The sequence below is a fragment of the Ensifer meliloti genome (assembly GCF_030064585.1).
Taxonomy (GTDB): Bacteria; Pseudomonadota; Alphaproteobacteria; order Rhizobiales; family Rhizobiaceae; genus Sinorhizobium; species Sinorhizobium meliloti.
Map to the genome: position 1 here is coordinate 114,551 of NZ_CP120365.1, position 21,845 is coordinate 136,395.

Annotated in this window: 30 protein-coding genes; 19 read left to right on the plus strand and 11 right to left on the minus strand. The window is 61.6% G+C overall.

The annotated features are described in order from the left end of the window. The first annotated feature begins 74 nt into the window (after positions 1-74). From rplN to rplQ, 16 genes are all read left to right on the plus strand, one after another. Positions 75-443 (plus strand): 50S ribosomal protein L14, encoded by a 369-nt coding sequence (gene rplN, locus PZL22_RS07605; protein WP_003536525.1) that lies wholly within the window; start codon positions 75-77, stop codon positions 441-443. A 14-nt stretch (positions 444-457) separates the two neighbouring features. After that, positions 458-769, plus strand: a complete 312-nt coding sequence (gene rplX, locus PZL22_RS07610) for a 50S ribosomal protein L24 (protein WP_003536524.1) — start codon at positions 458-460, stop codon at positions 767-769. After that, positions 762-1,319, plus strand: coding sequence for a 50S ribosomal protein L5 (gene rplE / locus PZL22_RS07615; RefSeq protein ID WP_003536522.1), 558 nt, complete (start codon positions 762-764; stop codon positions 1,317-1,319). The genes rplX and rplE overlap by 8 nt, the downstream gene beginning before the upstream one ends. A gap of 34 nt (positions 1,320-1,353) precedes the next feature. Continuing rightward, positions 1,354-1,659 (plus strand): 30S ribosomal protein S14, encoded by a 306-nt coding sequence (gene rpsN / locus PZL22_RS07620; RefSeq protein WP_003536519.1) that lies wholly within the window; start codon positions 1,354-1,356, stop codon positions 1,657-1,659. Between the two features lie 12 nt (positions 1,660-1,671). Continuing rightward, positions 1,672-2,070: a 30S ribosomal protein S8 gene (gene rpsH / locus PZL22_RS07625; RefSeq protein WP_003536517.1), complete on the plus strand. Its 399-nt coding sequence runs from the start codon at positions 1,672-1,674 to the stop codon at positions 2,068-2,070. A 40-nt stretch (positions 2,071-2,110) separates the two neighbouring features. Next, entirely contained in the window at positions 2,111-2,644 is a 534-nt protein-coding gene (gene rplF / locus PZL22_RS07630; RefSeq protein ID WP_003536514.1) for a 50S ribosomal protein L6, read from the plus strand. A gap of 12 nt (positions 2,645-2,656) precedes the next feature. Beyond that, a complete protein-coding gene (gene rplR / locus PZL22_RS07635; protein ID WP_003536512.1) occupies positions 2,657-3,019 on the plus strand; it encodes a 50S ribosomal protein L18 in 363 nt (120 codons plus the stop codon). A gap of 133 nt (positions 3,020-3,152) precedes the next feature. Continuing rightward, positions 3,153-3,722 (plus strand): 30S ribosomal protein S5, encoded by a 570-nt coding sequence (rpsE, locus tag PZL22_RS07640; RefSeq protein ID WP_003536510.1) that lies wholly within the window; start codon positions 3,153-3,155, stop codon positions 3,720-3,722. A 12-nt stretch (positions 3,723-3,734) separates the two neighbouring features. After that, entirely contained in the window at positions 3,735-3,938 is a 204-nt protein-coding gene (gene rpmD / locus PZL22_RS07645) for a 50S ribosomal protein L30 (protein ID WP_003536508.1), read from the plus strand. Positions 3,939-3,951: 13 nt separating this feature from the next. After that, the gene (gene rplO / locus PZL22_RS07650) at positions 3,952-4,422 is read left to right on the plus strand and encodes a 50S ribosomal protein L15 (RefSeq protein WP_003536505.1); all 471 of its coding nucleotides are present in this window, start codon (positions 3,952-3,954) and stop codon (positions 4,420-4,422) included. A 235-nt stretch (positions 4,423-4,657) separates the two neighbouring features. After that, positions 4,658-5,998 carry a preprotein translocase subunit SecY gene (gene secY, locus PZL22_RS07655; protein ID WP_003536503.1) on the plus strand — a complete coding sequence of 447 codons (1,341 nt, stop codon included), beginning with the start codon at positions 4,658-4,660 and terminating at the stop codon, positions 5,996-5,998. Further along, positions 5,995-6,573, plus strand: a complete 579-nt coding sequence (locus PZL22_RS07660) for an adenylate kinase (RefSeq protein WP_003536501.1) — start codon at positions 5,995-5,997, stop codon at positions 6,571-6,573. The genes secY and PZL22_RS07660 overlap by 4 nt, the downstream gene beginning before the upstream one ends. Positions 6,574-6,803: 230 nt before the next feature. Beyond that, the gene (rpsM, locus tag PZL22_RS07665; RefSeq protein ID WP_003536498.1) at positions 6,804-7,172 is read left to right on the plus strand and encodes a 30S ribosomal protein S13; all 369 of its coding nucleotides are present in this window, start codon (positions 6,804-6,806) and stop codon (positions 7,170-7,172) included. A gap of 230 nt (positions 7,173-7,402) precedes the next feature. Further along, positions 7,403-7,792 (plus strand): 30S ribosomal protein S11, encoded by a 390-nt coding sequence (gene rpsK, locus PZL22_RS07670; RefSeq protein ID WP_003536496.1) that lies wholly within the window; start codon positions 7,403-7,405, stop codon positions 7,790-7,792. 103 nt (positions 7,793-7,895) lie between these two features. Further along, a complete protein-coding gene (locus PZL22_RS07675) occupies positions 7,896-8,906 on the plus strand; it encodes a DNA-directed RNA polymerase subunit alpha (protein WP_003536494.1) in 1,011 nt (336 codons plus the stop codon). 45 nt (positions 8,907-8,951) lie between these two features. Next, a complete protein-coding gene (gene rplQ / locus PZL22_RS07680; RefSeq protein ID WP_003536492.1) occupies positions 8,952-9,377 on the plus strand; it encodes a 50S ribosomal protein L17 in 426 nt (141 codons plus the stop codon). A gap of 473 nt (positions 9,378-9,850) precedes the next feature. Here the strand turns inward: rplQ and msrQ are convergent, their stop codons facing one another. After that, positions 9,851-10,501 carry a protein-methionine-sulfoxide reductase heme-binding subunit MsrQ gene (msrQ, locus tag PZL22_RS07685; protein ID WP_003536490.1) on the minus strand — a complete coding sequence of 217 codons (651 nt, stop codon included), beginning with the start codon at positions 10,499-10,501 and terminating at the stop codon, positions 9,851-9,853. A gap of 2 nt (positions 10,502-10,503) precedes the next feature. After that, the gene (msrP, locus tag PZL22_RS07690) at positions 10,504-11,445 is read right to left on the minus strand and encodes a protein-methionine-sulfoxide reductase catalytic subunit MsrP (RefSeq protein ID WP_003536488.1); all 942 of its coding nucleotides are present in this window, start codon (positions 11,443-11,445) and stop codon (positions 10,504-10,506) included. Between the two features lie 389 nt (positions 11,446-11,834). Here msrP and PZL22_RS07695 point away from each other — a divergent pair, with 389 nt between their 5' ends. From PZL22_RS07695 to sugE, 3 genes are all read left to right on the plus strand, one after another. Then, the gene (locus PZL22_RS07695; RefSeq protein ID WP_003537883.1) at positions 11,835-13,232 is read left to right on the plus strand and encodes a DegQ family serine endoprotease; all 1,398 of its coding nucleotides are present in this window, start codon (positions 11,835-11,837) and stop codon (positions 13,230-13,232) included. Next, positions 13,229-14,539 carry a replication-associated recombination protein A gene (locus PZL22_RS07700; protein ID WP_013844299.1) on the plus strand — a complete coding sequence of 437 codons (1,311 nt, stop codon included), beginning with the start codon at positions 13,229-13,231 and terminating at the stop codon, positions 14,537-14,539. Before PZL22_RS07695 ends, PZL22_RS07700 begins: the two co-directional genes overlap by 4 nt. 167 nt (positions 14,540-14,706) lie before the next feature. Further along, the gene (gene sugE / locus PZL22_RS07705) at positions 14,707-15,021 is read left to right on the plus strand and encodes a quaternary ammonium compound efflux SMR transporter SugE (RefSeq protein ID WP_003537402.1); all 315 of its coding nucleotides are present in this window, start codon (positions 14,707-14,709) and stop codon (positions 15,019-15,021) included. A gap of 161 nt (positions 15,022-15,182) precedes the next feature. On the opposite strand, the gene PZL22_RS07710 is transcribed toward sugE, so the two are convergent. From PZL22_RS07710 to PZL22_RS07750, 9 genes are all read right to left on the minus strand, one after another. After that, positions 15,183-15,968 (minus strand): ATP12 family chaperone protein, encoded by a 786-nt coding sequence (locus PZL22_RS07710; protein ID WP_003537403.1) that lies wholly within the window; start codon positions 15,966-15,968, stop codon positions 15,183-15,185. After that, positions 15,961-16,626 carry an HAD-IA family hydrolase gene (locus PZL22_RS07715; RefSeq protein WP_003537405.1) on the minus strand — a complete coding sequence of 222 codons (666 nt, stop codon included), beginning with the start codon at positions 16,624-16,626 and terminating at the stop codon, positions 15,961-15,963. The genes PZL22_RS07710 and PZL22_RS07715 overlap by 8 nt, the downstream gene beginning before the upstream one ends. After that, a complete protein-coding gene (locus PZL22_RS07720; protein WP_003537406.1) occupies positions 16,626-17,618 on the minus strand; it encodes an RluA family pseudouridine synthase in 993 nt (330 codons plus the stop codon). The genes PZL22_RS07715 and PZL22_RS07720 overlap by 1 nt, the downstream gene beginning before the upstream one ends. Before the next feature lie 38 nt (positions 17,619-17,656). Further along, positions 17,657-18,034, minus strand: coding sequence for a fluoride efflux transporter CrcB (gene crcB / locus PZL22_RS07725; RefSeq protein WP_003537407.1), 378 nt, complete (start codon positions 18,032-18,034; stop codon positions 17,657-17,659). Positions 18,035-18,067: 33 nt separating this feature from the next. Further along, positions 18,068-18,901, minus strand: coding sequence for an S-formylglutathione hydrolase (fghA, locus tag PZL22_RS07730; RefSeq protein ID WP_003537408.1), 834 nt, complete (start codon positions 18,899-18,901; stop codon positions 18,068-18,070). A 16-nt stretch (positions 18,902-18,917) separates the two neighbouring features. Beyond that, positions 18,918-19,577: a DUF1345 domain-containing protein gene (locus tag PZL22_RS07735; RefSeq protein WP_003537409.1), complete on the minus strand. Its 660-nt coding sequence runs from the start codon at positions 19,575-19,577 to the stop codon at positions 18,918-18,920. Between the two features lie 22 nt (positions 19,578-19,599). After that, on the minus strand, positions 19,600-20,040 hold the full coding sequence (locus PZL22_RS07740; protein WP_003537410.1) for a YaiI/YqxD family protein: 441 nt from the start codon (positions 20,038-20,040) through the stop codon (positions 19,600-19,602). A gap of 73 nt (positions 20,041-20,113) precedes the next feature. Beyond that, on the minus strand, positions 20,114-21,241 hold the full coding sequence (locus tag PZL22_RS07745) for an S-(hydroxymethyl)glutathione dehydrogenase/class III alcohol dehydrogenase (protein ID WP_015007478.1): 1,128 nt from the start codon (positions 21,239-21,241) through the stop codon (positions 20,114-20,116). An 88-nt stretch (positions 21,242-21,329) separates the two neighbouring features. Next, entirely contained in the window at positions 21,330-21,728 is a 399-nt protein-coding gene (locus PZL22_RS07750) for a helix-turn-helix domain-containing protein (protein WP_003536742.1), read from the minus strand. Positions 21,729-21,845: the final 117 nt, after the last annotated feature.

A 21,845-nucleotide genomic window follows, 5' to 3' on the forward strand; every position in this document is an offset into this window, starting at 1 on the left:
TGAGATGAGCACAATAAGCCGGGCGAGGGGGTTTCGACCCAACCGGCCTGGTAACAACAAGAAGGCGACCTGACATGATTCAGATGCAAACAAACCTCGACGTGGCGGATAATTCCGGCGCACGTCGTGTCATGTGCATCAAGGTGCTGGGCGGCTCCAAGCGCAAGTACGCGTCGATCGGCGACATCATCGTCGTTTCGATCAAGGAAGCCATTCCGCGCGGCCGCGTGAAGAAGGGTGATGTCATGAAGGCTGTTGTCGTTCGCACCGCGAAAGACATCCGCCGTGCGGATGGCAGCGTCATCCGTTTCGACACCAACGCAGCCGTTCTCATCGACAACAAGAAAGAGCCGATCGGCACCCGTATCTTCGGACCGGTTCCGCGCGAACTCCGCGCCAAGAACCACATGAAGATCATCTCGCTGGCTCCGGAAGTACTCTAAGGGAGCGATCAGAGATGCAAAAGATTCGCAAAGGCGACAAGGTCGTCGTTCTGACCGGTAAGGACAAGGGCCGTACCGGTGAAGTCATTCAGGTCATGCCGAAGGAAGACCGGGCTCTCGTGCGCGGCGTCAACGTGGTGAAGCGTCACCAGCGCCAGACTCAGAACCAGGAAGCCGGCATTATCACAAAGGAAGCCTCGATCCACCTTTCGAACATCGCGATCGCCGATCCGAAGGACGGCAAGCCGACCCGTGTCGGTTTCAAGATCGATGGTGACAAGAAGGTCCGCGTGGCCAAGCGTTCGGGAGATGTGATCGATGGCTAAGTCCGCTTATGAGTCGCGGCTCAAGAAGGAATATGTAGAGCGCATCCGCAAGGCGATGCAGGAGCAGTTCTCCTACGCCAACGAAATGCAGATCCCGCGCCTCGACAAGATCGTCATCAACATGGGTGTTGGCGAAGCGACCGGCGATTCCAAGAAGCCGACGGTTGCTGCTGCCGACCTCGCTGCGATTGCCGGCCAGAAGCCGGTCATCACCCGCGCTCGCAACTCCATCGCGGGCTTCAAGCTTCGCGAAGGCATGCCGATTGGTGCCAAGGTTACCCTGCGCGGCGTTCGGATGTATGAGTTCCTGGATCGTCTCATCAACATCGCTCTTCCGCGTGTTCGAGACTTCCGCGGCCTCAATCCGAAGTCCTTCGATGGTCGTGGCAACTTTGCCATGGGCATCAAGGAGCACATTGTGTTCCCTGAGATCAACTACGACAAGGTTGATCAGATGTGGGGCATGGACATCATCGTTTGCACGACGGCAACTAACGACGACGAAGCACGCGCTCTTCTCAAAGAGTTCAACTTCCCGTTCCGTCAGTAATCCGTAACGGCAAGCGTAAAGAAGGATAACTGTTATGGCGAAAACGAGCGCAGTTGAAAAGAACAAGCGCCGCCGCAAACTGGTTGCCAATCACGCCGCCAAGCGCGCGGTCCTGAAGGCAATCATCATGAACCAGTCTTTGCCGATCGAAGAGCGGTTCAAGGCCACCCTCAAGCTGGCTGAACTGCCCCGCGATGGGTCCAAGACCCGCATCCGCAATCGTTGCGAAGTCACCGGTCGTCCGCGTGCCTATTATCGCAAGCTGCGCATGTCGCGTATTGCACTTCGCGAACTGGGCAATCTCGGCAAGGTGCCGGGCGTGGTCAAGTCGAGCTGGTAAGGAGACGGGTACATGGCAATGACTGATCCTTTGGGCGATATGCTCACCCGTATCCGCAACGGCGCTGCTCGCCGCAAGTCGAGCGTTTCGACGCCGGCTTCCAAGCTTCGCGCACGCGTGCTGGATGTCCTTCAGGCTGAAGGCTACATCCGCGGATACTCAGAAGTCGAATTCGGCAACGGCAAGGCCGAGCTGAACATCGAATTGAAGTACTACGAAGGCGCCTCCGTGATCCGTGAGATCGCGCGCGTCTCCAAGCCGGGCCGCCGGGTCTATGTCTCGGTCAAGTCCATTCCGCAGGTCGCGAACGGCCTCGGCATCACCATCCTTTCGACTCCGAAGGGCGTGATGGCCGATCACCAGGCACGCGAACAGAATGTTGGTGGTGAGGTTCTTTGCTCGATCTTCTAAGATCGAGCAGGATCTCCATAGCGAACAGACAGGTATAAAAATGTCTCGTATCGGTAAGAAGCCCGTTCAAGTTCCGGCAGGCGTCACGGCTAACGTGGATGGCCAGAAGGTAACGGCAAAGGGCCCGAAGGGCGAACTGTTCTTCGTCGCAAATGACGAAGTTTCGGTGAAGCTCGAAAACAACACGGTTGTCGTTCAGCCGCTCAACGAGAGCAAGGATGCTCGCGCAAAGTGGGGCATGTCCCGCACGATGATCGAGAACATCCTCAAGGGCGTGAAGGACGGTTACGAGCGCAAGCTCGAAATCAACGGCGTCGGTTACCGCGCATCCATGCAGGGCAAGAACCTGCAGCTCGCGCTCGGTTTCAGCCACGACGTCGTCTACCAGACGCCGGAAGGCATCACGATCGCTGTGCCGAAGCCGACGGAAATCGTCGTTTCCGGAATCAACAAGCAGCAGGTCGGCCAGGTTGCCGCGGAAATCCGCGAATACCGCGGCCCCGAGCCCTACAAGGGCAAGGGCGTCAAGTATGCCGAAGAGCGGATCGTCCGCAAAGAAGGCAAGAAGAAGTAAGGATCACGCGAAATGGCTAGCAGGAAAGATACTCTTGTGCGTCGCGCCAGCCGCGTGCGCCGTCAAATCAAGGCGGTTGCCAATGGCCGCCCGCGCCTGTCGGTTCATCGCTCGTCGAAGAACATCTATGCGCAGATCATTGACGATGTTGCCGGCAAGACGATTGCCTCGGCATCGACCCTCGACACGGATCTGCGGTCTTCGCTGAAGACCGGAGCGGATACCGAAGCCGCTACGGCTGTCGGCAAGCTCCTGGCAGAACGTGCTTCCAAGGCGGGCATCAAGGACGTTGTCTTTGACCGTGGCGCCTTCATCTACCACGGCCGCATCAAGGCGCTGGCCGAGGCAGCTCGCGAAGGCGGCCTGAACTTCTAAGGTTCGTCGCCCGGGCAGCAATGCCCGGGCGTAACCCGGCTTCGCAAATCCCCGGCCGCTTCGATTTCCAAGGAAGCGAGGCGGCTTTCGTCAATCTGCCGATTGCACCCGGAAAAGAAAAAGGAAGAGGACAATGGCACAAGAAAGAAGAGGTTCTCGCGAAGATCGCCAGAACCGCGAAGAGCGCGACAGCGAGTTTGTCGATAAGCTCGTCGCTATCAACCGCGTCGCCAAGGTGGTGAAGGGCGGTCGTCGTTTCGGTTTCGCCGCTCTCGTCGTCGTGGGCGACCAGAAGGGCCGCGTCGGCTTCGGCCATGGCAAGGCACGCGAAGTGCCGGAAGCCATCCGCAAGGCAACGGAAGCCGCCAAGCGTGACCTGATCTTCGTACCGCTGCGCGGTGGCCGCACTCTGCACCACGACGTGCACGGCCGTCATGGCGCCGGCAAGGTGCTGCTGCGCTCGGCCAAGCCCGGTACCGGTATCATCGCCGGTGGCCCGATGCGCGCCGTCTTCGAGACGCTCGGCGTTCACGACGTCGTAGCCAAGTCGACCGGTTCGTCGAACCCCTACAACATGGTTCGCGCAACCTTCGACGCGCTCAAGAACCAGATGCACCCGAAGGATATCGCGGCACAGCGCGGCATGAAGTACGCCACGCTCCAGTCCCGTCGCGTTTCCGCCGGCGTTGCTTCCGAAGAATAAGGGAGCTGACAGATGGCTAAGAAGGAAGTTGCCAAGAAGACGGTTACCGTCGAGCAGATCGGTAGCCCCATTCGCCGTCCGGCCGTGCAGCGTCAGACGCTCGTCGGCCTGGGCCTCAACAAGATGCACCGGGTACGCACGCTGGAAGACACTCCGGCCGTTCGCGGCATGATCCGGGCCGTCCAGCACCTCGTTCGCGTCGTCGACGAGAAGTGAGGGGGATCGAGATATGAAACTGAATGAAATCAAGGACAACGAAGGCGCGACCAAGAACCGCAAGCGCCTGGGCCGCGGTATCGGCTCCGGTTCCGGCAAGACGGCCGGTCGCGGTGTAAAGGGTCAGAAGGCGCGTTCGGGCGTCGCGATCAACGGCTTCGAAGGCGGTCAGATGCCCATCTACCGTCGCCTGCCGAAGCGCGGCTTCAACAACATCTTCGCTTCGGAGTTCGTTGTCGTGTCGCTCGGCCGGATTCAGGCCGCAGTCGATGCCAAGAAGCTGGACGCATCCAAGACCGTCGATGCCGCTGCTCTCAAGGCGGCCGGCGTTATCCGCCGCGTCAAGGATGGTGTGCGCGTTCTCGCCGACGGCGAACTGAAGGCGAAGGTTTCGCTCGAAGTTGCCGGCGCCTCCAAGCCCGCGATCGAGAAGATCGAGAAGGCTGGCGGTTCCATCAAGCTGCTCTCCGCAGCCGCTGAATAAATATGACTGATGAACCGCCCGGGGTGCTTCACGCCGGGCGGTTTTGCTCCCATATGTGAGCCTCACGTCCAAGCGCAGCGAATCGCCTGCCGCGACGGGACATAACGGAAACCACGGTGAGGCATCCGATTGCAGCGACAATCGCCTCGCGCCTGGTTTTCAACGACGAAAACTGATTCCATCCGGAACGACCGGGTTTTCCCGTGTTTCCGAGACTTGGTACGCGGAGAATTGCATGGCTTCTGCAGCGGAACAGCTCGCCTCGAACCTGAATTTTTCGACTTTCGCCAAGGCGGAAGATCTGAAGAAACGCCTCTGGTTCACTCTCGGTGCGCTTCTGGTCTATCGACTTGGCACCTACATTCCGTTGCCGGGCCTTAACCCGGACGCATTCGCGCAGGCATTCCAGGGACAGTCGGGGGGCATCCTCGGCCTCTTCAACATGTTCTCGGGCGGCGCGGTCGAGCGCATGGCGATCTTCGCCCTCGGCATCATGCCTTACATTTCCGCATCGATCATCGTGCAGCTCATGACGTCGGTCGTTCCGGCGCTCGAGCAGCTGAAGAAAGAAGGCGAGCAGGGCCGCAAGGTCATCAACCAGTACACCCGCTACGGCACGGTGCTGCTGGGTGCGATGCAGGCCTACGGTATCGCTGTCGGTCTGGAAAGCGGCAGCGGCCTCGTCAACGATCCGGGCTGGTTCTTCCGGATTTCCACCGTTATTTCGCTGCTCGGCGGCACGATGTTCCTGATGTGGCTCGGTGAGCAGATCACGTCCCGCGGCATCGGCAACGGTATTTCGCTGATCATCTTCGCCGGCATCGTCGCCGCTCTGCCCTCGGCGCTTGCCGGGACCCTTGAGCTCGGCCGTACCGGTGCTCTGTCGACGCCTCTCATCCTTGCGATCATCGTCATGGTCGTCGGCGTGATCGCGTTGATCGTCTTCGTCGAGCGCGCGCAGCGCCGCCTGCTGATACAGTATCCGAAGCGCCAGGTCGGCAACCGCATGTTCCAGGGCGACACGTCGCACCTGCCGCTGAAGCTCAACACCTCGGGTGTGATCCCGGCGATCTTCGCGTCGTCGCTTCTCCTGCTGCCCGCCACGCTTGCCGGCTTTGCCAACACCGCGACCATGCCCGGCTGGGCAACCGCGATCGTCGGTGCGCTCGCTCACGGTCAGCCGCTCTATATGATCCTTTACGGTGCGATGATCGCCTTTTTCGCCTTCTTCTATACGGCCATCGTCTTCAACCCGAAGGATACGGCCGACAATCTGAAGAAGCATGGCGGGTTCGTTCCAGGCATCCGCCCCGGTGAACGCACGGCCGAATACATCGATTACGTGTTGACGCGCATCACCGTCATCGGCGCGATCTACCTGGTCTTCGTCTGCATCCTGCCCGAGATACTCATCTCGCAGACAGGCGTGCCGTTCTACCTTGGTGGTACGTCGCTTTTGATTGTTGTCAGCGTGACCCTCGATACGGTAGCACAGATCCAGGGTCACCTCATTGCCCAGCAATATGAGGGACTGATCAAGAAGTCGAAGCTGCGCGGAGGAAAGAGGGGACGATGAGGCTAATTTTTTTGGGACCGCCGGGCGCTGGCAAGGGTACTCAGGCCAAGCTTCTGACGGAGAGATACGGCATTCCGCAGCTTTCCACGGGGGATATGCTTCGGACGGCGGTAGCTCAGGCGACCGAAGTCGGCAAGCGCGCGAAAGCCGTGATGGATGCCGGCCAGCTCGTCTCCGACGAAATCGTCAACGAGATCGTCTCCGACCGCATCGATTCTGCGGATTGCGCAAGGGGCTTCATTCTCGACGGCTATCCGCGCACGGTTCCGCAGGCCGTAGCGCTCGACCGGATGCTTGAGGAAAAAGGCCTGAAACTCGATGCGGTCATCGAGCTGAAGGTCGATGAGGCAGCCCTTGTGCGGCGCATGGAGAATCGCGTAACCGAAACCGTCGCGGCCGGCGGCACCGTACGCTCCGACGACAATCCGGAAGCATTCCGGCGTCGTCTGCAGGAATATCGGGAAAAGACCGCTCCGCTTTCGGAACACTACGCCCGAACCGGTCGGTTGAAGACGGTGGACGGCATGGCGGATGTGCATACGGTTACCGCCGAGATCGAGAAGATTCTGGCATAGGCGCTGCCTTTGCCAAAATGGGAGCGCCGGGGAGTTGACTTTTCCGGCCGATTCCTCCAAAGACTGCGTCAACTCGCGACAAGAGAAGCGATCGGCGCGGTCTTCAACGAAATGAAGTCCGGGTACGGTCGTTTTTGACGTGTCTCGAACCTCAATCAAAGTGCGGCTCTTAAGGTCGCGTAACGAAGCACCTATTGCCTGTAGGCAACTGGAACGCAAGGAGAATAGACGTGGCACGTATCGCTGGCGTCAACATCCCGACCGCAAAGCGCGTCGTCATCGCGCTGACGTATATTCACGGGATCGGCACGAAATTCGCACAGGAAATCATCGAGAAGGTCGGTATTCCGGCCGAACGTCGCGTTCACCAGTTGACGGACGCTGAGGTCCTTCAGATCCGTGAAACGATCGACCGCGACTATCAGGTCGAGGGTGACCTGCGTCGCGAGACCTCGATGAACATCAAGCGTCTGATGGATCTCGGCTGCTATCGCGGTCTTCGCCATCGTCGCGGCCTGCCGGTGCGCGGTCAGCGCACGCACACCAATGCCCGCACCCGCAAGGGTCCGGCAAAGGCGATCGCCGGCAAGAAGAAGTAATTTCCCGAAAAGGGAAAACGGGAGGCTGGCGCACGCGCCGGCCTCCTTTTGCAGTTTGGGAAGGGCAAGTGTCCGACCAACGCGAGGACCGTTACCTGTTCCTCGGAATGCTCGCGAGGCCGGTGCGCCGGCTGTCGCGAATCGTAAGATGCAGGGCAGGGGACGACAAATCCTTTTCCCGGTGGAGCCGCTGGAATTACGGCGGTGCAGAGATCTAAGAAAGGGATCCTATGGCCAAGGAAGCCACCCGCGTTCGCCGTCGCGAGCGCAAGAACATTACGTCGGGCGTTGCACACGTCAATTCGTCGTTCAACAACACGATGATCACCATTACCGACGCGCAGGGCAATGCTATTGCCTGGTCGTCCGCCGGTGCGAAGGGTTTCAAGGGTTCGCGCAAGTCGACCCCGTTCGCCGCGCAGATCGCCGCTGAAGATTGCGCCAAGAAGGCCCAGGAACACGGCATGAAGTCGCTGGAAGTAGAAGTTTGCGGTCCGGGTTCCGGCCGTGAATCCGCTCTTCGCGCGCTCCAGGCTGCAGGTTTCATGATCACGTCGATCCGTGACGTGACCCCGATCCCGCACAATGGCTGCCGTCCGCGCAAGAAGCGCCGCGTCTGATCATCTGTATTCAACATTCCGGTGAGGACTTTCCGGTGTCCTCCCGGTCTTCGGGGCTCGGTTGTCACGATTGGATGGTGGCAACGAACGGAAGGCAGAAAACATGATCCAGAAAAATTGGCAGGAATTGATCAAGCCGAACAAGGTGGAGTTCGCCTCCTCCGGCCGCACCAAGGCAACGTTGGTCGCGGAGCCGCTTGAGCGCGGCTTTGGCCTGACGCTCGGCAACGCGCTTCGCCGCGTCCTATTGTCGTCGCTGCGCGGTGCTGCCGTAACCGCGGTTCAGATCGACGGCGTATTGCATGAGTTCTCTTCTATCCCGGGCGTCCGGGAAGACGTGACCGACATCGTGCTCAACATCAAGGAAATCGCCATCAAGATGGATGGCGACGACGCAAAGCGCATGGTCGTGCGCAAGCAGGGGCCGGGCGTCGTGACCGCCGGTGACATTCAGACGGTTGGCGACATCGAGATCCTCAACCCGAACCACGTGATCTGCACCCTCGACGAGGGCGCGGAAATCCGCATGGAGTTCACCGTCAACAACGGCAAGGGCTACGTACCGGCTGACCGCAACCGCTCGGAAGATGCGCCGATCGGCCTCATTCCGGTCGACAGCCTGTACTCTCCGGTCAAGAAGGTCTCCTACAAGGTGGAAAACACCCGTGAAGGCCAGGTTCTCGACTACGACAAGCTGACGATGTCCATCGAAACCGATGGCTCCGTCACCGGTGAAGATGCGATCGCTTTCGCGGCCCGCATCCTTCAGGACCAGCTGTCGGTCTTCGTCAACTTCGACGAGCCGCAGAAGGAAACCGAGGAAGAGGCGGTCACCGAACTCGCCTTCAACCCCGCGCTTCTCAAGAAAGTCGACGAACTGGAGCTTTCCGTCCGTTCGGCCAACTGCCTGAAGAACGACAACATCGTCTATATCGGCGACCTCATTCAGAAGACCGAAGCAGAAATGCTCCGTACGCCGAATTTTGGTCGCAAGTCGCTCAACGAGATCAAGGAAGTTCTCGCTTCCATGGGCCTGCACCTCGGCATGGAAGTGCCGTCCTGGCCGCCGGAGAACATCGAAGACCTCGCCAAGCGTTACGAAGACCAGTACTAACCTATTAGACTGCGGGCGGATGCCTGCAAGTAAAGGAGAATAGCCATGCGCCACGGTAAAGCCGGCCGCAAGCTGAATAGAACCGCCAGCCACCGCAAGGCGATGTTTGCCAACATGGCAGCTTCGCTGATCGAGCACGAGCAGATCGTCACGACCCTGCCGAAGGCCAAGGAAATCCGCCCGATCGTGGAAAAGCTCGTCACGCTCGGCAAGCGCGGCGATCTGCATGCCCGCCGCCAGGCGATCTCGCAGATCCGCGACGTTGCCGTCGTCTCGAAGCTGTTCGACGCGATTGCCTCGCGCTACGCCACCCGCAATGGCGGCTACCTGCGCATCATGAAGGCAGGATTCCGCCAGGGCGACAATGCCCCGCTCGCTGTCATCGAATTCGTCGACCGCGACGTCGACGCCAAGGGTTCGAAGGACCGCGCCCGCGTTTCTGCCGAAGCTGAAGCAGCCGAAGCGGCCTGATTTCGTCAGAGCTGACCAAAGAATGAAAGCGGCTGGGTGATAATTTCACCCGGCCGCTTTTTTTCGTTCTATTGAAAGTAGAAGTAGGTCTTCATCCCTTGTGCTTGTCGCAGGGAAGAGCGCTGCGTCTGCGGCGCTGAAGTCCTTTCAGCCCAAAGACTTGGGCTGGCTGGATTCCTGTGACAGGCACAGGAATGAGGGAGGCAAGCACGCGCGTTACGGCAACCTTCGCTCGAAGGATATGCGCGCCATCTCCTAAATATCCGCACGGCCTAAGTATCCCCGGGGGACCGCACCCTCTACCCTCATCCCTGTGCTCGTCACAGGGATCCAGCAGCGCCGCGTCTGCGGCGCGGGAGAGCCTTTCAGCCCAAGGACGTGCCTGGGCTGGATACCTGTGACGAGCACAGGAATGAGGGTTGGGAGAGGTGTTGCGAGACCTTGGCCAATGCGGCGCTTCCCCACTGGCGCCTTCATCCCGCTCTGGCTTGCGACCGCATGGGTGCGGTGCCCTGTCGCCGCCACCGCAGAAACCGCTTTCTGACGGCGCGCCAGGCGACGAGGACCGCCACAAGGAAGAGATACAGCATTTGCTCGGGGCCGACGACCTTGACCGACATGGCGAAATGCAGCGCTCCGGCCGCGGCGATCACGTAGACGAGCCTGTGAAGCTTGTTCCATCGTTGCCCGAGGCGCCTTATCGACCAGTTGTTCGATGTAACCGCCAGCGGGATGAGCAGCACGAGGGCCGCCATGCCGATGGTGATGAAGGGACGACGGGCGATGTCGGCGACAATCGCCGGGAGAAGGAGCGTCTGGTCCAGCACCATATATGTGAGGAAATGCATCATCACATAATAAAAGGCGAGGAGGCCAAGGGCGCGGCGGTATCTGAGCCAGTTGACGCCGAACAGGTCGCGAATCGGCGTGATCGCCAGCGTGGCAATCAGAAAGCGCAGGGCCCAGATGCCGAGCAGGTGCTCGAATTCCTTGACCGCATTTCCCGGCAGCCGACCGGTGGCTCCCAGATAGAACCCCCAGACTGCCGGTAGGAAGCCGAGTATATAGAGCGCCCAGATCGAAGGGCCGTGCAATCGCTTCGGCAGGGCAGGAAGGCTCCGCATCCTCAGAAATTCACGCTGAGGTCCATGCCGGCGTAGAGGCTCGCGACGTCCTCTGCGTAGCCGTTGAAAGGGAGCGTATCGCGGCGGTTGGCGCCGAAGAAGCCGCCTTCGCCGATACGGTTTTCGGTCGCCTGGCTCCAGCGGGGGTGATCGACGGCCGGATTCACATTGGCATAGAAGCCGTATTCACTCGGCCCGGCGAGATTCCAGGTGCACGGCGGCGGCGTTTCGGTGAGCGAGATGCGCACGATCGACTTGATTCCCTTGAAGCCGTATTTCCACGGTACCACCAGGCGGATCGGTGCGCCGTTCTGGTTCGGCAGCGTCTTGCCATAGAGCCCGACGGAGAGGATCGTCAGCGGGTGGCGCGCTTCGTCGAGCCTCAAGCCTTCCCGGTAGGGCCATCCCAGGGGCTGGAAATAACCGGACTGGCCCGGCATTTCCTCGGGCCGGACCACGGTCTCGAAGGCGACATATTTCGCGCTTCCGAGCGGCTCGACCCTGTCGAGGAGCGCGGCCAATGGAAAGCCGATCCAGGGAATGACCATTGACCACGCTTCGACGCAGCGCATCCGGTAAATTCTCTCTTCGAGAGGGAAGGCCAGGAGTTCCTCCAGGCCGAATTCCCGCGGCTTGCCGACCAATCCGTCGACCTTCACCGTCCAGGGCGCCGGCTTGAAGTTTGCCGAGTTGGCAGCCGGATCGCCTTTGCCCGTCCCGAATTCATAGAAGTTGTTGTAGGTGGTGGCGTCCTTTTCCGGCGTTGCGGGGTCATCGGCCCTGTACGTGCTCTTGGACGCCTCGAGTGCGGCCGCGCGGCTCGGCTTGGGTACGCTGAGGGCCAGGCTTCCGGCCGCGGCGGCGATGAAAGTCCGCCGATCCAGGAAGAAGCGCTCCGGTGTGATTTCGGCAGCGGCAATCTTCGGCGCGCGATAGCTGGGCATGGGGTCTCCTCGGTGTCATTCGGCCTTTTCTAATACGCAAATGAGCAGAGTTTCGTTCACCGGAAAAGGCTGGCGAGACCACGTTTTCGTGCATGACTCGTGAACGTTGCCTGCGTCCTTGGGAGGCCTACAGCGCCGCGCGTCTTATCAGACGCGCAAAGGTCGCTGTAGCACTTTGAAGTGCTGCATGTCTTCGTCCTTAAATCGAGGTCGATTTAAGGAGACATGCAGTAGGCCGAGCATCGGAGCGCAGTGTGTACTCCCATGAATTCCCTGATGAAACGATCCGTCCTTGCGGCTCCGTTACGCTGAATTGTCGGGCGGCAGGTTTGCCTTTTTCCGTGCGAAATCCTATCTGAACGTAGCAGCAACGAAAGGGAGAATGCTTCATGATCTTCGGCCATCGAGCTCTCGCGGCTCTCGCGCTTGCTGTTGCCATTTCGACACCTGCGATGGCCCAGGATGCCCGGACCGTGCCGCAGTCGCGGTCGGAGATGCAGCTCTCTTTCGCGCCACTCGTCAAACAGACTGCGAATGCAGTCGTGAACGTCTATGCCGAGCGCGTGGTGGAGCGCCGCTCGATCTTTGCCGGGGACCCTTTCTTCGAGGAATTCTTCGGGCAGCGGATGCCGAATCGCACCGAGAAGCAGTCGTCTCTGGGGTCGGGCGTCATCGTCGGCCGCAATGGCCTGGTCGTGACCAACAACCATGTCATCGAGGGGGCGGACGATATCAAGGTGGCGCTGGCCGACGGGCGTGAGTTTCCCTGCAAGATCATCCTGAAGGATGATCGCCTCGATCTGGCGGTCCTGAAAATCCAGTCGGACGGTCCGTTCGACATCGTCCCGATCGGTGATTCCGACGCGGTGGAGGTCGGCGACCTGGTGCTGGCGATGGGCAATCCTTTCGGCGTCGGGCAGACGGTGACGAGCGGCATCGTGTCGGCGCTCGCCCGCAACCAGATCTCCAACGGCGATTTCGGCTTTTTCATCCAGACGGATGCAGCTATCAACCCCGGCAATTCCGGCGGCGGCCTGATCAACATGAAGGGCGAGTTGATCGGCATCAATACTGCGATTTTTTCGAGAGGCGGCGGTTCCAACGGTGTGGGCTTTGCGATCCCCGCCAACCTGGTCAAGGTTTTCGTTGCCTCCGCTGAAGGAGGCAACGGCTCGTTCATCCGTCCCTTCGTCGGCGCGACCTTCGAGCCGGTGACCTCCGACGTGGCCGAGGCGCTTGGGCTTGAGCGGGCGCGCGGGGCGCTGGTGACGGCGGTCGTCGCAGGCGGTCCGGCCGAGAGCGCCGGCATGCGCCCCGGACAGGTGGTCACCGCCGTCAACGGCATTCCGGTCGAACACCCCGATGCGCTCGGCTATCGTCTGACCACCGTGGGGATCGGTCACGAGGCGCGTGTGACGATTTCGGAAAACGGCGGTGCACGCGAAATCACCCTCAAGCTTGAGCGGGCGCCGGAAACGCAGCCACGAGACGAACGGCTGATCGAGGGGCGCAATCCCTTCGCCGGCGCTGTCGTGGCAAATCTCTCGCCCCGGCTTGCGGACGAGTTGCGCATGCCCACGTCGCTGCAGGGCGTGGTCATCACGGAGATCAATCGCGGCTCGCCGGCTGCGCGTATCGGCCTGGAACCGAAGGACATCGTTCGTTCGGTCAACGGGACGGCAATCGACAGTTCGAAGACGCTGGAAAGCGTCGTCGCCGAGGATGCCTCCTTCTGGCGTGTCGAGATCGAGCGCAACGGTCAGATCATCCGTCAGTTCTTCCGATGAGCGACCTCTTCGCCCCCCATGAGCCTCCGGAAATGGCCTCGGCAAGGCCGCTTGCGGATCGCCTGCGCCCGCGCACGCTGGCGGAGGTGACGGGCCAGGAGCATCTGACCGGCCCGGACGGCGTGCTCACACGGATGATCGCTTCCGGATCCCTCGGATCGATGATCTTCTGGGGCCCACCGGGAACCGGCAAGACAACGGTTGCCCGCCTGCTTTCAGGCGAGGCAGGTCTCGCATTCGAGCAGATTTCGGCAATCTTCTCCGGCGTTGCGGACCTCAAGAAGGTGTTCGAATCAGCCCGCGCCCGGCGCATGTCAGGGCGCCAGACGCTGCTTTTCGTCGACGAGATCCACCGGTTCAACCGGGCGCAGCAGGACAGCTTCCTGCCAGTCATGGAGGATGGCACGGTCATCCTGGTCGGCGCCACCACCGAGAACCCGTCTTTCGAGCTTAACGCCGCGCTTTTGTCGCGGGCCCGCGTCTTGACGTTCAAGCCGCATGACGAAGCCAGCCTCGAGGAACTCCTGAAGCGGGCGGAGGCGGCCGAGGGCAAACCGCTGCCGCTGGATGACGAGGCTCGCGCCAGCCTGATCCGCATGGCGGACGGGGACGGCCGCGCGGTGCTGACGCTCGCGGAAGAGGTATGGCGGGCGGCGCGCCGGGACGAGATATTCGATTCCGCCGGGCTGCAGGAAATCGTCCAGCGCCGCGCGCCGGTATACGACAAGGGCCAGGACGGTCATTACAACCTGATCTCGGCGCTTCATAAGTCCGTTCGGGGGTCCGATCCGGACGCGGCGCTCTATTATCTCTGCCGCATGTTCGATGCCGGGGAGGATCCGCTCTATATAGGCAGACGGCTCGTGCGGATGGCGGTCGAGGATATCGGCCTCGCCGATCCGCAGGCACTGGCGATCTGCAATGCCGCCAAGGATGCCTATGATTATCTCGGGTCCCCCGAAGGGGAACTGGCTCTTGCCGAGGCCTGCGTCTATCTTGCAACTGCGCCGAAGTCCAACGCGGTCTATACCGCCTACAAGGCGGCGATGCGCGCGGCCAAGGAGAACGGTTCTCTGCTGCCGCCGAAGCACATTCTCAACGCTCCGACGAAGCTCATGAAGGGGGAAGGCTACGGCGACGGCTATCGCTACGATCATGATGAGCCCGACGCATTTTCCGGCCAGGATTATTTCCCCGAGAAGATGGGCAGAAAGACCTTCTACGACCCTCCGGAGCGCGGCTTCGAACGCGAGATCCGCAAGCGGCTGGAGTGGTGGAACAAGCTTCGGCGCGACCGGAATTCATGAGGGCTCGATCCAGCTCTGTCACTCCAGCAGGCCTGCCGTACCACAGGATGCCTTGCTGTCCGGATGAGCCCGTGGCATAGAAGGATCACACATCGCAGACGGCTGCACGGATCGAATGGATCCGAACTTCCGCGGGGACGGCCTCGCTCCATATGAAGGAGTTGGAAATGGCCTGGTTCACGCTGTTGCTCGCCGGAATTCTCGAAATCGGCTGGGCGATCGGTCTCAAATATACGGATGGATTTACGCGGCTCACGCCGACTGTGCTGACGGTCGGGTCGATGATCCTGAGCGTCGTTCTGCTCGGAATAGCGGTGCGTTCGCTGCCGCTCGGCACGGCCTATGCCGTGTGGACCGGGATCGGTACCGTCGGTACGGTCATTCTCGGCATCATTCTGTTCGCAGAGCCCGCAACTGCGATGCGCCTCGGCTGCATCGGCCTCATCGTCGCGGGCATCGCCGGTCTGAAGCTCGTCGGCTGACGGGTTCGACTGCTGAAATTTTGCCCCTCATCCGCCTGCCGGCACCTTCTCCCCGTTTTAGACGGGGAGAAGGGACAAGCCGTTGGCGCAACGAGTCCCCTTCGCCCCGCTGGCGGGGAGAAGGTGCCGGCAGGCGGATGAGGGGCGAGCCACCCTCATCGTCACTTCAGCGCGTCGAGCACGACCGCGGCAGCCAGCATTTCCCGCCAGCGGTTTTCGCGGCGTCTGAATGCCTCTTCGTCTGTTCCCCACTGTTCGATCTGCCAATCCTCGTCGACATGAGCGGCAGCCCATGCCTGTTCGGCGGAGAGCCTGCCCATGGCGAGGGCAAGGGCGAGCAGCGCGGATCCGGTCAGGCTGGTGACGGTGTGCAGGCAGGCGAGGCCGAGGGGGGTCGCAAAGCCGCGCAGGCCTTCGGCAAAGGCCGAGACCGCCTCCGCCGGCTGTTCCTGATGGATGACGCCTTCGACGAGAATGAACCGGGCGCCGAGCGTCCGGGCGGCCCAGTCGATTATCGGATTCCAGTGTTCGTTCTGCCGAGCGACGAGTTCCTTCGGGCTATCGGCCCGATAGCAGAGGAGATCGCTGCCGACAAAACGGAGAATGTCGTCGAAGACCGCACGATCGTCGAGCGCAACTCCGTCGATCGCGGTGTTGACGATCCGCGTGAGCGGCATCGCCGATGGATCGATGACTTCGGTCTGGGCGTCCCACTCGGCTGCCAGCAGCCCTGCGAGCTTTTCGGTAGGAACGGTGAACGCCCGTTTGGCCGGTGTGCGCACCGACCTTCCGTCGAGAAGCACGGCGTATCCGCCGTCATCCGCCGGTGCGGCGCTCGCCTGCTTGTAGAAGCGTTTCGGCAGCGGTTTCTGCATCTGGATCTGGGCTCGGCGCACGGGATCGTCGTGGCTCAGCGCACCACTCAGGTCGTCGCGAATATCAGGCATGGTTGCGGTCCATCCATTCGATTATGTCTGCCGGCACGCGGGCGATGTGATCCGCGCCGGACACCATCAGCTCCGGCACACTGGCGTAACCCCAGGCGACGCCCAGGGCATCGGCGCCGGCGGCCTTCGCCATCTGCATGTCATAGATCGCGTCGCCGATCACGATCGTGTCGCGGGGATCGACTCCGGCTTCCGCGCAGCACTCCATCACCATGGCGGGATGCGGCTTCGAGGGGCAGTCGTCCGCAGTGCGGGAGACGAAGAAAATCTTGTCGAATCCATGCGTCGCCGCGATATGCGTCAGACCTCGCCTCGATTTGCCGGTGACGGCACCGATCAGCAGTTCGTCGCGTCCGGCCAGAGTCTGCATCATCTCCGCAATGCCCGGAAACAGCGCTTCGCTGCAGCCGGGCTCGCCTCGTACCGAAGCGAATATAGATTTGTAATGCGCCGTCATTGCGGTCGCCCGGTCGTCGACGTGTTCCTGCCCCATGAGCCGGGCAATCGCGATATCGAGGGTGAGGCCGATGATCGCCTTGGTCGCGTCCGATGTCGGGCGATCCAGATCGAACGCCTCGAAGGTGCGGGCCATTACCTCATGGATCAGTCCCGCGCTGTCGACGAGCGTCCCGTCGCAATCGAAAAGGACGAGCTTCATCACTCTTCCTCGCCGGCGGCGTTCTCGTCGAAGCCGAGCAGGTTCCAGCTCTGCACCATGTGCTGGGGCAGGGGAGCGGTGATCTTCAGCCGCCCGCCGTTTGGATGCGGAATGTCTATGTGCCGCGCGTGAAGATGCAGCCGGTTCTGCATGCCGCCGGGGAAGGTCCAGTTGACGTCGGCTTCGAAGTATTTCGGATCGCCGATGATCGGATGGCCGATATGGGCGGCGTGGACGCGCAGCTGGTGCGTGCGGCCGGTATAGGGTTCCATTTCCAGCCAGGCGAGGTTCTGGCCGGCTTGCTCGACGATCCGGTAATAGGAGATGGCGTGGTCGGCGCCATCCTCGCCGTGCTTGGCAATCCGAACACGGTCGCCATCGGGCGTGGGCTCCTTTACGAGCCAGGTGGAAATCTTGTCTTCCCGCTTGCGCGGCACGCCCCTGACCAGAGCCCAGTACGTCTTCTTGGTGTCGCGCTCGCGAAACGCCGCGGTCAGCTGTTGCGCAGCCCCGCGCGTGCGGGCGACGACAAGTACACCGGACGTATCACGGTCGAGACGATGGACGAGGCGCGGCTTTTCGCCCTTCTGGCTGGTCCAGGCCTCGAGCATCTTGTCTATATGCCGGTTGACGCCCGAGCCGCCCTGAACGGCAAGGCCGGCCGGTTTGTTGAGCACGATGACCTTGGCATCCTCATGCAGCACCATGCGCGACAGAAGCTCGCCGTCCGGCGATTGGCGCAGGTCACGGCCTCCGATCGGCCCGGATTTCGCTTCCTTCGGATCGACGCCCAGCGGTGGAATGCGGATCGTCTGACCGGGTTGTATGCGCGTGTCGGATTTTGCCCGCGCCCCATCCACGCGGATCTGTCCGGAACGCAGCAGCTTCTGCAGCGGACCGAAGCCCAGTCCGGGGAAATGCACCTTGAACCAGCGGTCGAGACGCATTCCCGCTTCGTCGCTGTCAACCTGCCTGTGTTCTATGCCCGCCATCTTGCAGAAATCCGCCTTCTTTTCCTTAAAGGCTGGCTTTAGACCATTGCGCGCATCAGGGCCAGCCCGGCGAACACGGCAAGTATCGAAAGACCGACGCTCGCCACGATATAGGCGAGGCCACTCATCGTCTGCCCGTGTTCGAGAAGGGCGATCGCGTCGAGCGAAAAGGCCGAGAACGTCGTGTAGCCCCCCAACACGCCGGTGACCAGGAACACGCGCATTTCCGGCGAGGCACCCATCTTGTGCATGATGAATTCCGCCAGAAAACCGATCAGAAAGGAGCCAGTGACGTTCACGAACAGCGTCCCCCAGGGAAAGGCGGGACCGGCGCGCTGCAGCATCCAGAGGCCGATGAGGTAGCGCAGGACGGAGCCGAGGGCGCCGCCGGCACCGACGAGGAGGATATGGTTCATCAAATCGTTCCGATCCGAGAAGGCTGCATCATGTCAGCCGAGCCTCTCGGCGTGCCACCTGAGATGGTCGTCCATGAAGGTCGAGATGAAATAATAGGAATGGTCGTAACGCTCGTGCATTCGGAGCGTAAGCCCGATGTCCGTTCCTTTGACGGCTTCTTCGAACAGCCATGGGCGCAGACCGTTTTCGAGGAAGCTATCCGCCTTGCCCTGGTCGATCAGGAATTCCGGGAAGCGGGCGCCGTCCTCGACGAGCGCGCAGGCATCGTATTCCCGCCAGGCGGCCTTATCGGGACCGAGATACTTCTCGAAGGCACCGACCGACCAGTCGGCGGAAGACGGCGCGACGATCGGCGCGAAGGCGGAGCAACTCTTGAAACGGCCGGGGTGCTTGAGAGCGACCGTCATGGCGCCATGCCCGCCCATCGAGTGGCCGAAGATACCCTGACGGCCCATATCCACGCGGAAATGCTGGCCGACGAGGGCCGGGAGTTCTTCTGTGATATAGCTGTACATCCGATAGTGCTCGGCCCAGGGCTTCTCCGTTGCATCGAGATAGAAGCCGGCGCCCTTGCCCATCTGCCAGTTGGTGAGCTCATCGGGAACATCCGCTCCTCTTGGGCTCGTATCCGGGCAGACGATGATGAGCCCCAGCTCCGAGGCCATACGCCGGTACTCGCCTTTCTCCATGACATTGGCGTGGGTGCAGGTGAGGCCGGAGAGATACCAGAGAACGGGGCGAGGCTCCGTGATCGCCTGCGGCGGGACGAAGACGGCGAAGGTCATTTCGCCTTTGCAGGCCGTGGAATCATGAGCGTAGACGCCCTGCATGCCGCCGAAGGCCGTGTTTTGCGAGATTACTTTCATTCTTGGCTCCTGAATTTCATGGGGTGGCGCCTGCAAGCTGAACCGCGGCATTGACGGCGGCGGCGACGAGCACCGTGTTGAAGAAGAACGAGACGATCGCGTGCATCAGGTTGACGCGGCGCATCGCCGTTGTCGTGATGGCGACGTCCGAAGTCTGCGCCGTCATCCCGATGACGAAGGCGAAATAGAGGAAATCGTATCCGCCGGGGCTGTCGGTCTCCGGGAATGCAAGACCGCGCGCTGCGGGATTGCTGGCGGGATCATTGCGGCCGGCAAGCCAGTAAAGATGAGCATAATGCAGCGCCGCCATGGTGTGGATCGTCGCCCAGCCGAGCGCAACCGCTGCGAAGGCGATGGACAGCCCCACAGTGCCGCCGCCCCCGGCGCGGTTCAGCGCGAGGAACAGGGCCACCAGCGAAGTTGCCGCGGCAACGAGCGTCACGAGAAAGATGATCGGCTCCGGCTCGCCCGTGTCGCGCGCATTGGCCTCGAGATAGCTGCCGGTCAGTTTGGGAAGCCGCAAAGCCGTGATCGACAGATAGATAAGGAAAAAGAGGATGGCGGCGACCTCGATTGCTTCTGCGCGGAAGAATGCAAAACCGATCGGCAGGCTGAGCAACCCGCCCGTCAGGGCGAGATAGAACGGCCAGTGCCGCAGGCCTGCCTTCCGATCCATTCGCCGCCTCCGTTCGCCGGTTCTACCTTTTTACCCGTCGGCAGAGTCGGTCAAGCGTTTCGAGAAAGGCGGAGCGGTCGCGGGAGGTGAGGGCGGCGTTGTAGCCTTTGCTTTCCCCGGTCTCCCTGAGATGGGCCGAGAGGTCGCGCATCGCGGATGCCATGCCGATGTTGGTCTCGTCGAAGACGCGCCCGGTCGGACCGGTGACGAGTGCCCCGGCGCCGACGCAGCGCACGGCAAGCGGCACGTCGGCAGTGACGACGATATCGCCGTCCTTGGCGCGTTCGGCGATCCAATCATCCGCTGCGTCGAAACCGGCCGACACGATGACGTTGCGAACCATCGGATCGCGCGAGGGACGCAGGCCGGAATTGGCGACGAAGGTCACCTCGAGACCATGGCGCTCGGCCACCTTCAGGATTTCCGGCTTTACCGGGCATGCATCGGCATCGACATAGATCATCGAGTAGTTTCCGGCGGGAGAAAAAGCGCCGGATTCAATGATCTCCGGCGCTTTCCTGAGTGAGATTGCGAACTCAGTAGACGACGACAGAGCGAATGCTCTCGCCGGAATGCATGAGCTCGAAACCCTTGTTGATGTCCTCGAGCGGCATGGTGTGGGTGATCATCGGATCGATCTCGATCTTGCCCTCCATGTACCAGTCGACGATCTTCGGCACGTCGGTGCGGCCGCGCGCGCCGCCAAACGCGGTGCCCATCCAGGTGCGGCCGGTGACGAGCTGGAACGGCCTGGTCGAAATCTCCTGGCCGGCGCCGGCGACGCCGATGATCACCGATTTGCCCCAGCCGCGATGCGAGGCTTCGAGCGCCTGGCGCATGACCTTGGTGTTGCCGGTGCAGTCGAAGGTGTAGTCGGCGCCGCCGATCTGGTCGGCACCGCGCTTCGTCAGGTTGACGAGATAAGGGACGATGTCGTCGCCGACCTCCTTCGGATTGACGAAGTGGGTCATGCCGAACTTTTCGCCCCAGGGCTTCTTGTCGTTGTTGAGGTCGACGCCGATGATCATGTCGGCGCCGGCAAGGCGAAGCCCCTGGATGACGTTGAGGCCGATGCCGCCGAGACCGAAGACGATGGCGGTGGCGCCGATCTCGACCTTGGCGGTGTTGATCACCGCGCCGATGCCGGTGGTGACGCCGCAGCCGATATAGCAGATCTTGTCGAAGGGGGCGTCCGGATTGACCTTGGCGAGCGCGATCTCCGGCAGCACGGTGAAGTTCGAAAAGGTCGAGCAGCCCATATAATGGTGGATCTTGTCGCCGTTGATCGAGAACCGCGAGCTGCCGTCCGGCATCAGCCCTTGCCCCTGGGTGGCGCGGATGGCGGTGCACAGATTGGTCTTGCGGCTGAGGCAGGAGGGGCAGGAGCGGCATTCCGGCGTATAGAGCGGGATGACGTGGTCGCCCTTCTTCACCGAGGTGACGCCGGGGCCGACATCGACTACGATGCCGGCGCCCTCATGACCGAGGATCGCCGGGAACAGCCCCTCCGGATCGGCCCCCGACAGCGTGAAATCGTCGGTATGGCAGATGCCGGTCGCCTTCACCTCGACCAGCACCTCGCCGGCCCGCGGGCCTTCGAGCTGCACGGTCATGACCTCCAGCGGCTTGCCGGCTTCCAAGGCCACGGCGGCGCGTACGTCCATTTCTCTACTCCATCAACTAAGAACAACGAGGCGGGGCGACCGTCATATCGCGCCGGCCGCCGCCGGCAAGAGGAAAAATCCTATCCGATCACCGAACGTCCTGGTCGAGGCGTTCGAACTCCATCTCGAGCGCCGCAATGGCCTCGGCGGTTTGCTCATGCAGCTTCTTTACGAGATCCAGCTGCTTGCGAAGTTCGTCCCCCGAAGCATCTCCAGTGCTATCATCCGGTGCGCGTCCGATACCGGCCATCAGCCAGGCGGGCGTCACGCCAAGCACGCCGGCCAGCATGAACAGGCGATTGGCCCGTGGCTCGGCGCGATCGCGTTCCCAGGAAGAAATGGTGTCGTTGCGGACACCGAGCTTGCTGGCCAGCTCCTTCGTAGAGAGCCCCGTCGCGTCACGGGCTCTCCAGATACGACCGCCCAGCGTATCGCCGTCTCCTGTCTCGCGCAGACGTGCAATCGCATTCTCGGTTGATAACAGCATGGTAGCTCCTTTCGCCTGTTGTCGTTGTCGGGTGCCGAGGCACCCTGACTGCCCGCGGTGGGGCGAAGGTGAAGGGAGCTTATAGGCTTTTCCTTGCGGATGGGGCAATGTGAAGCG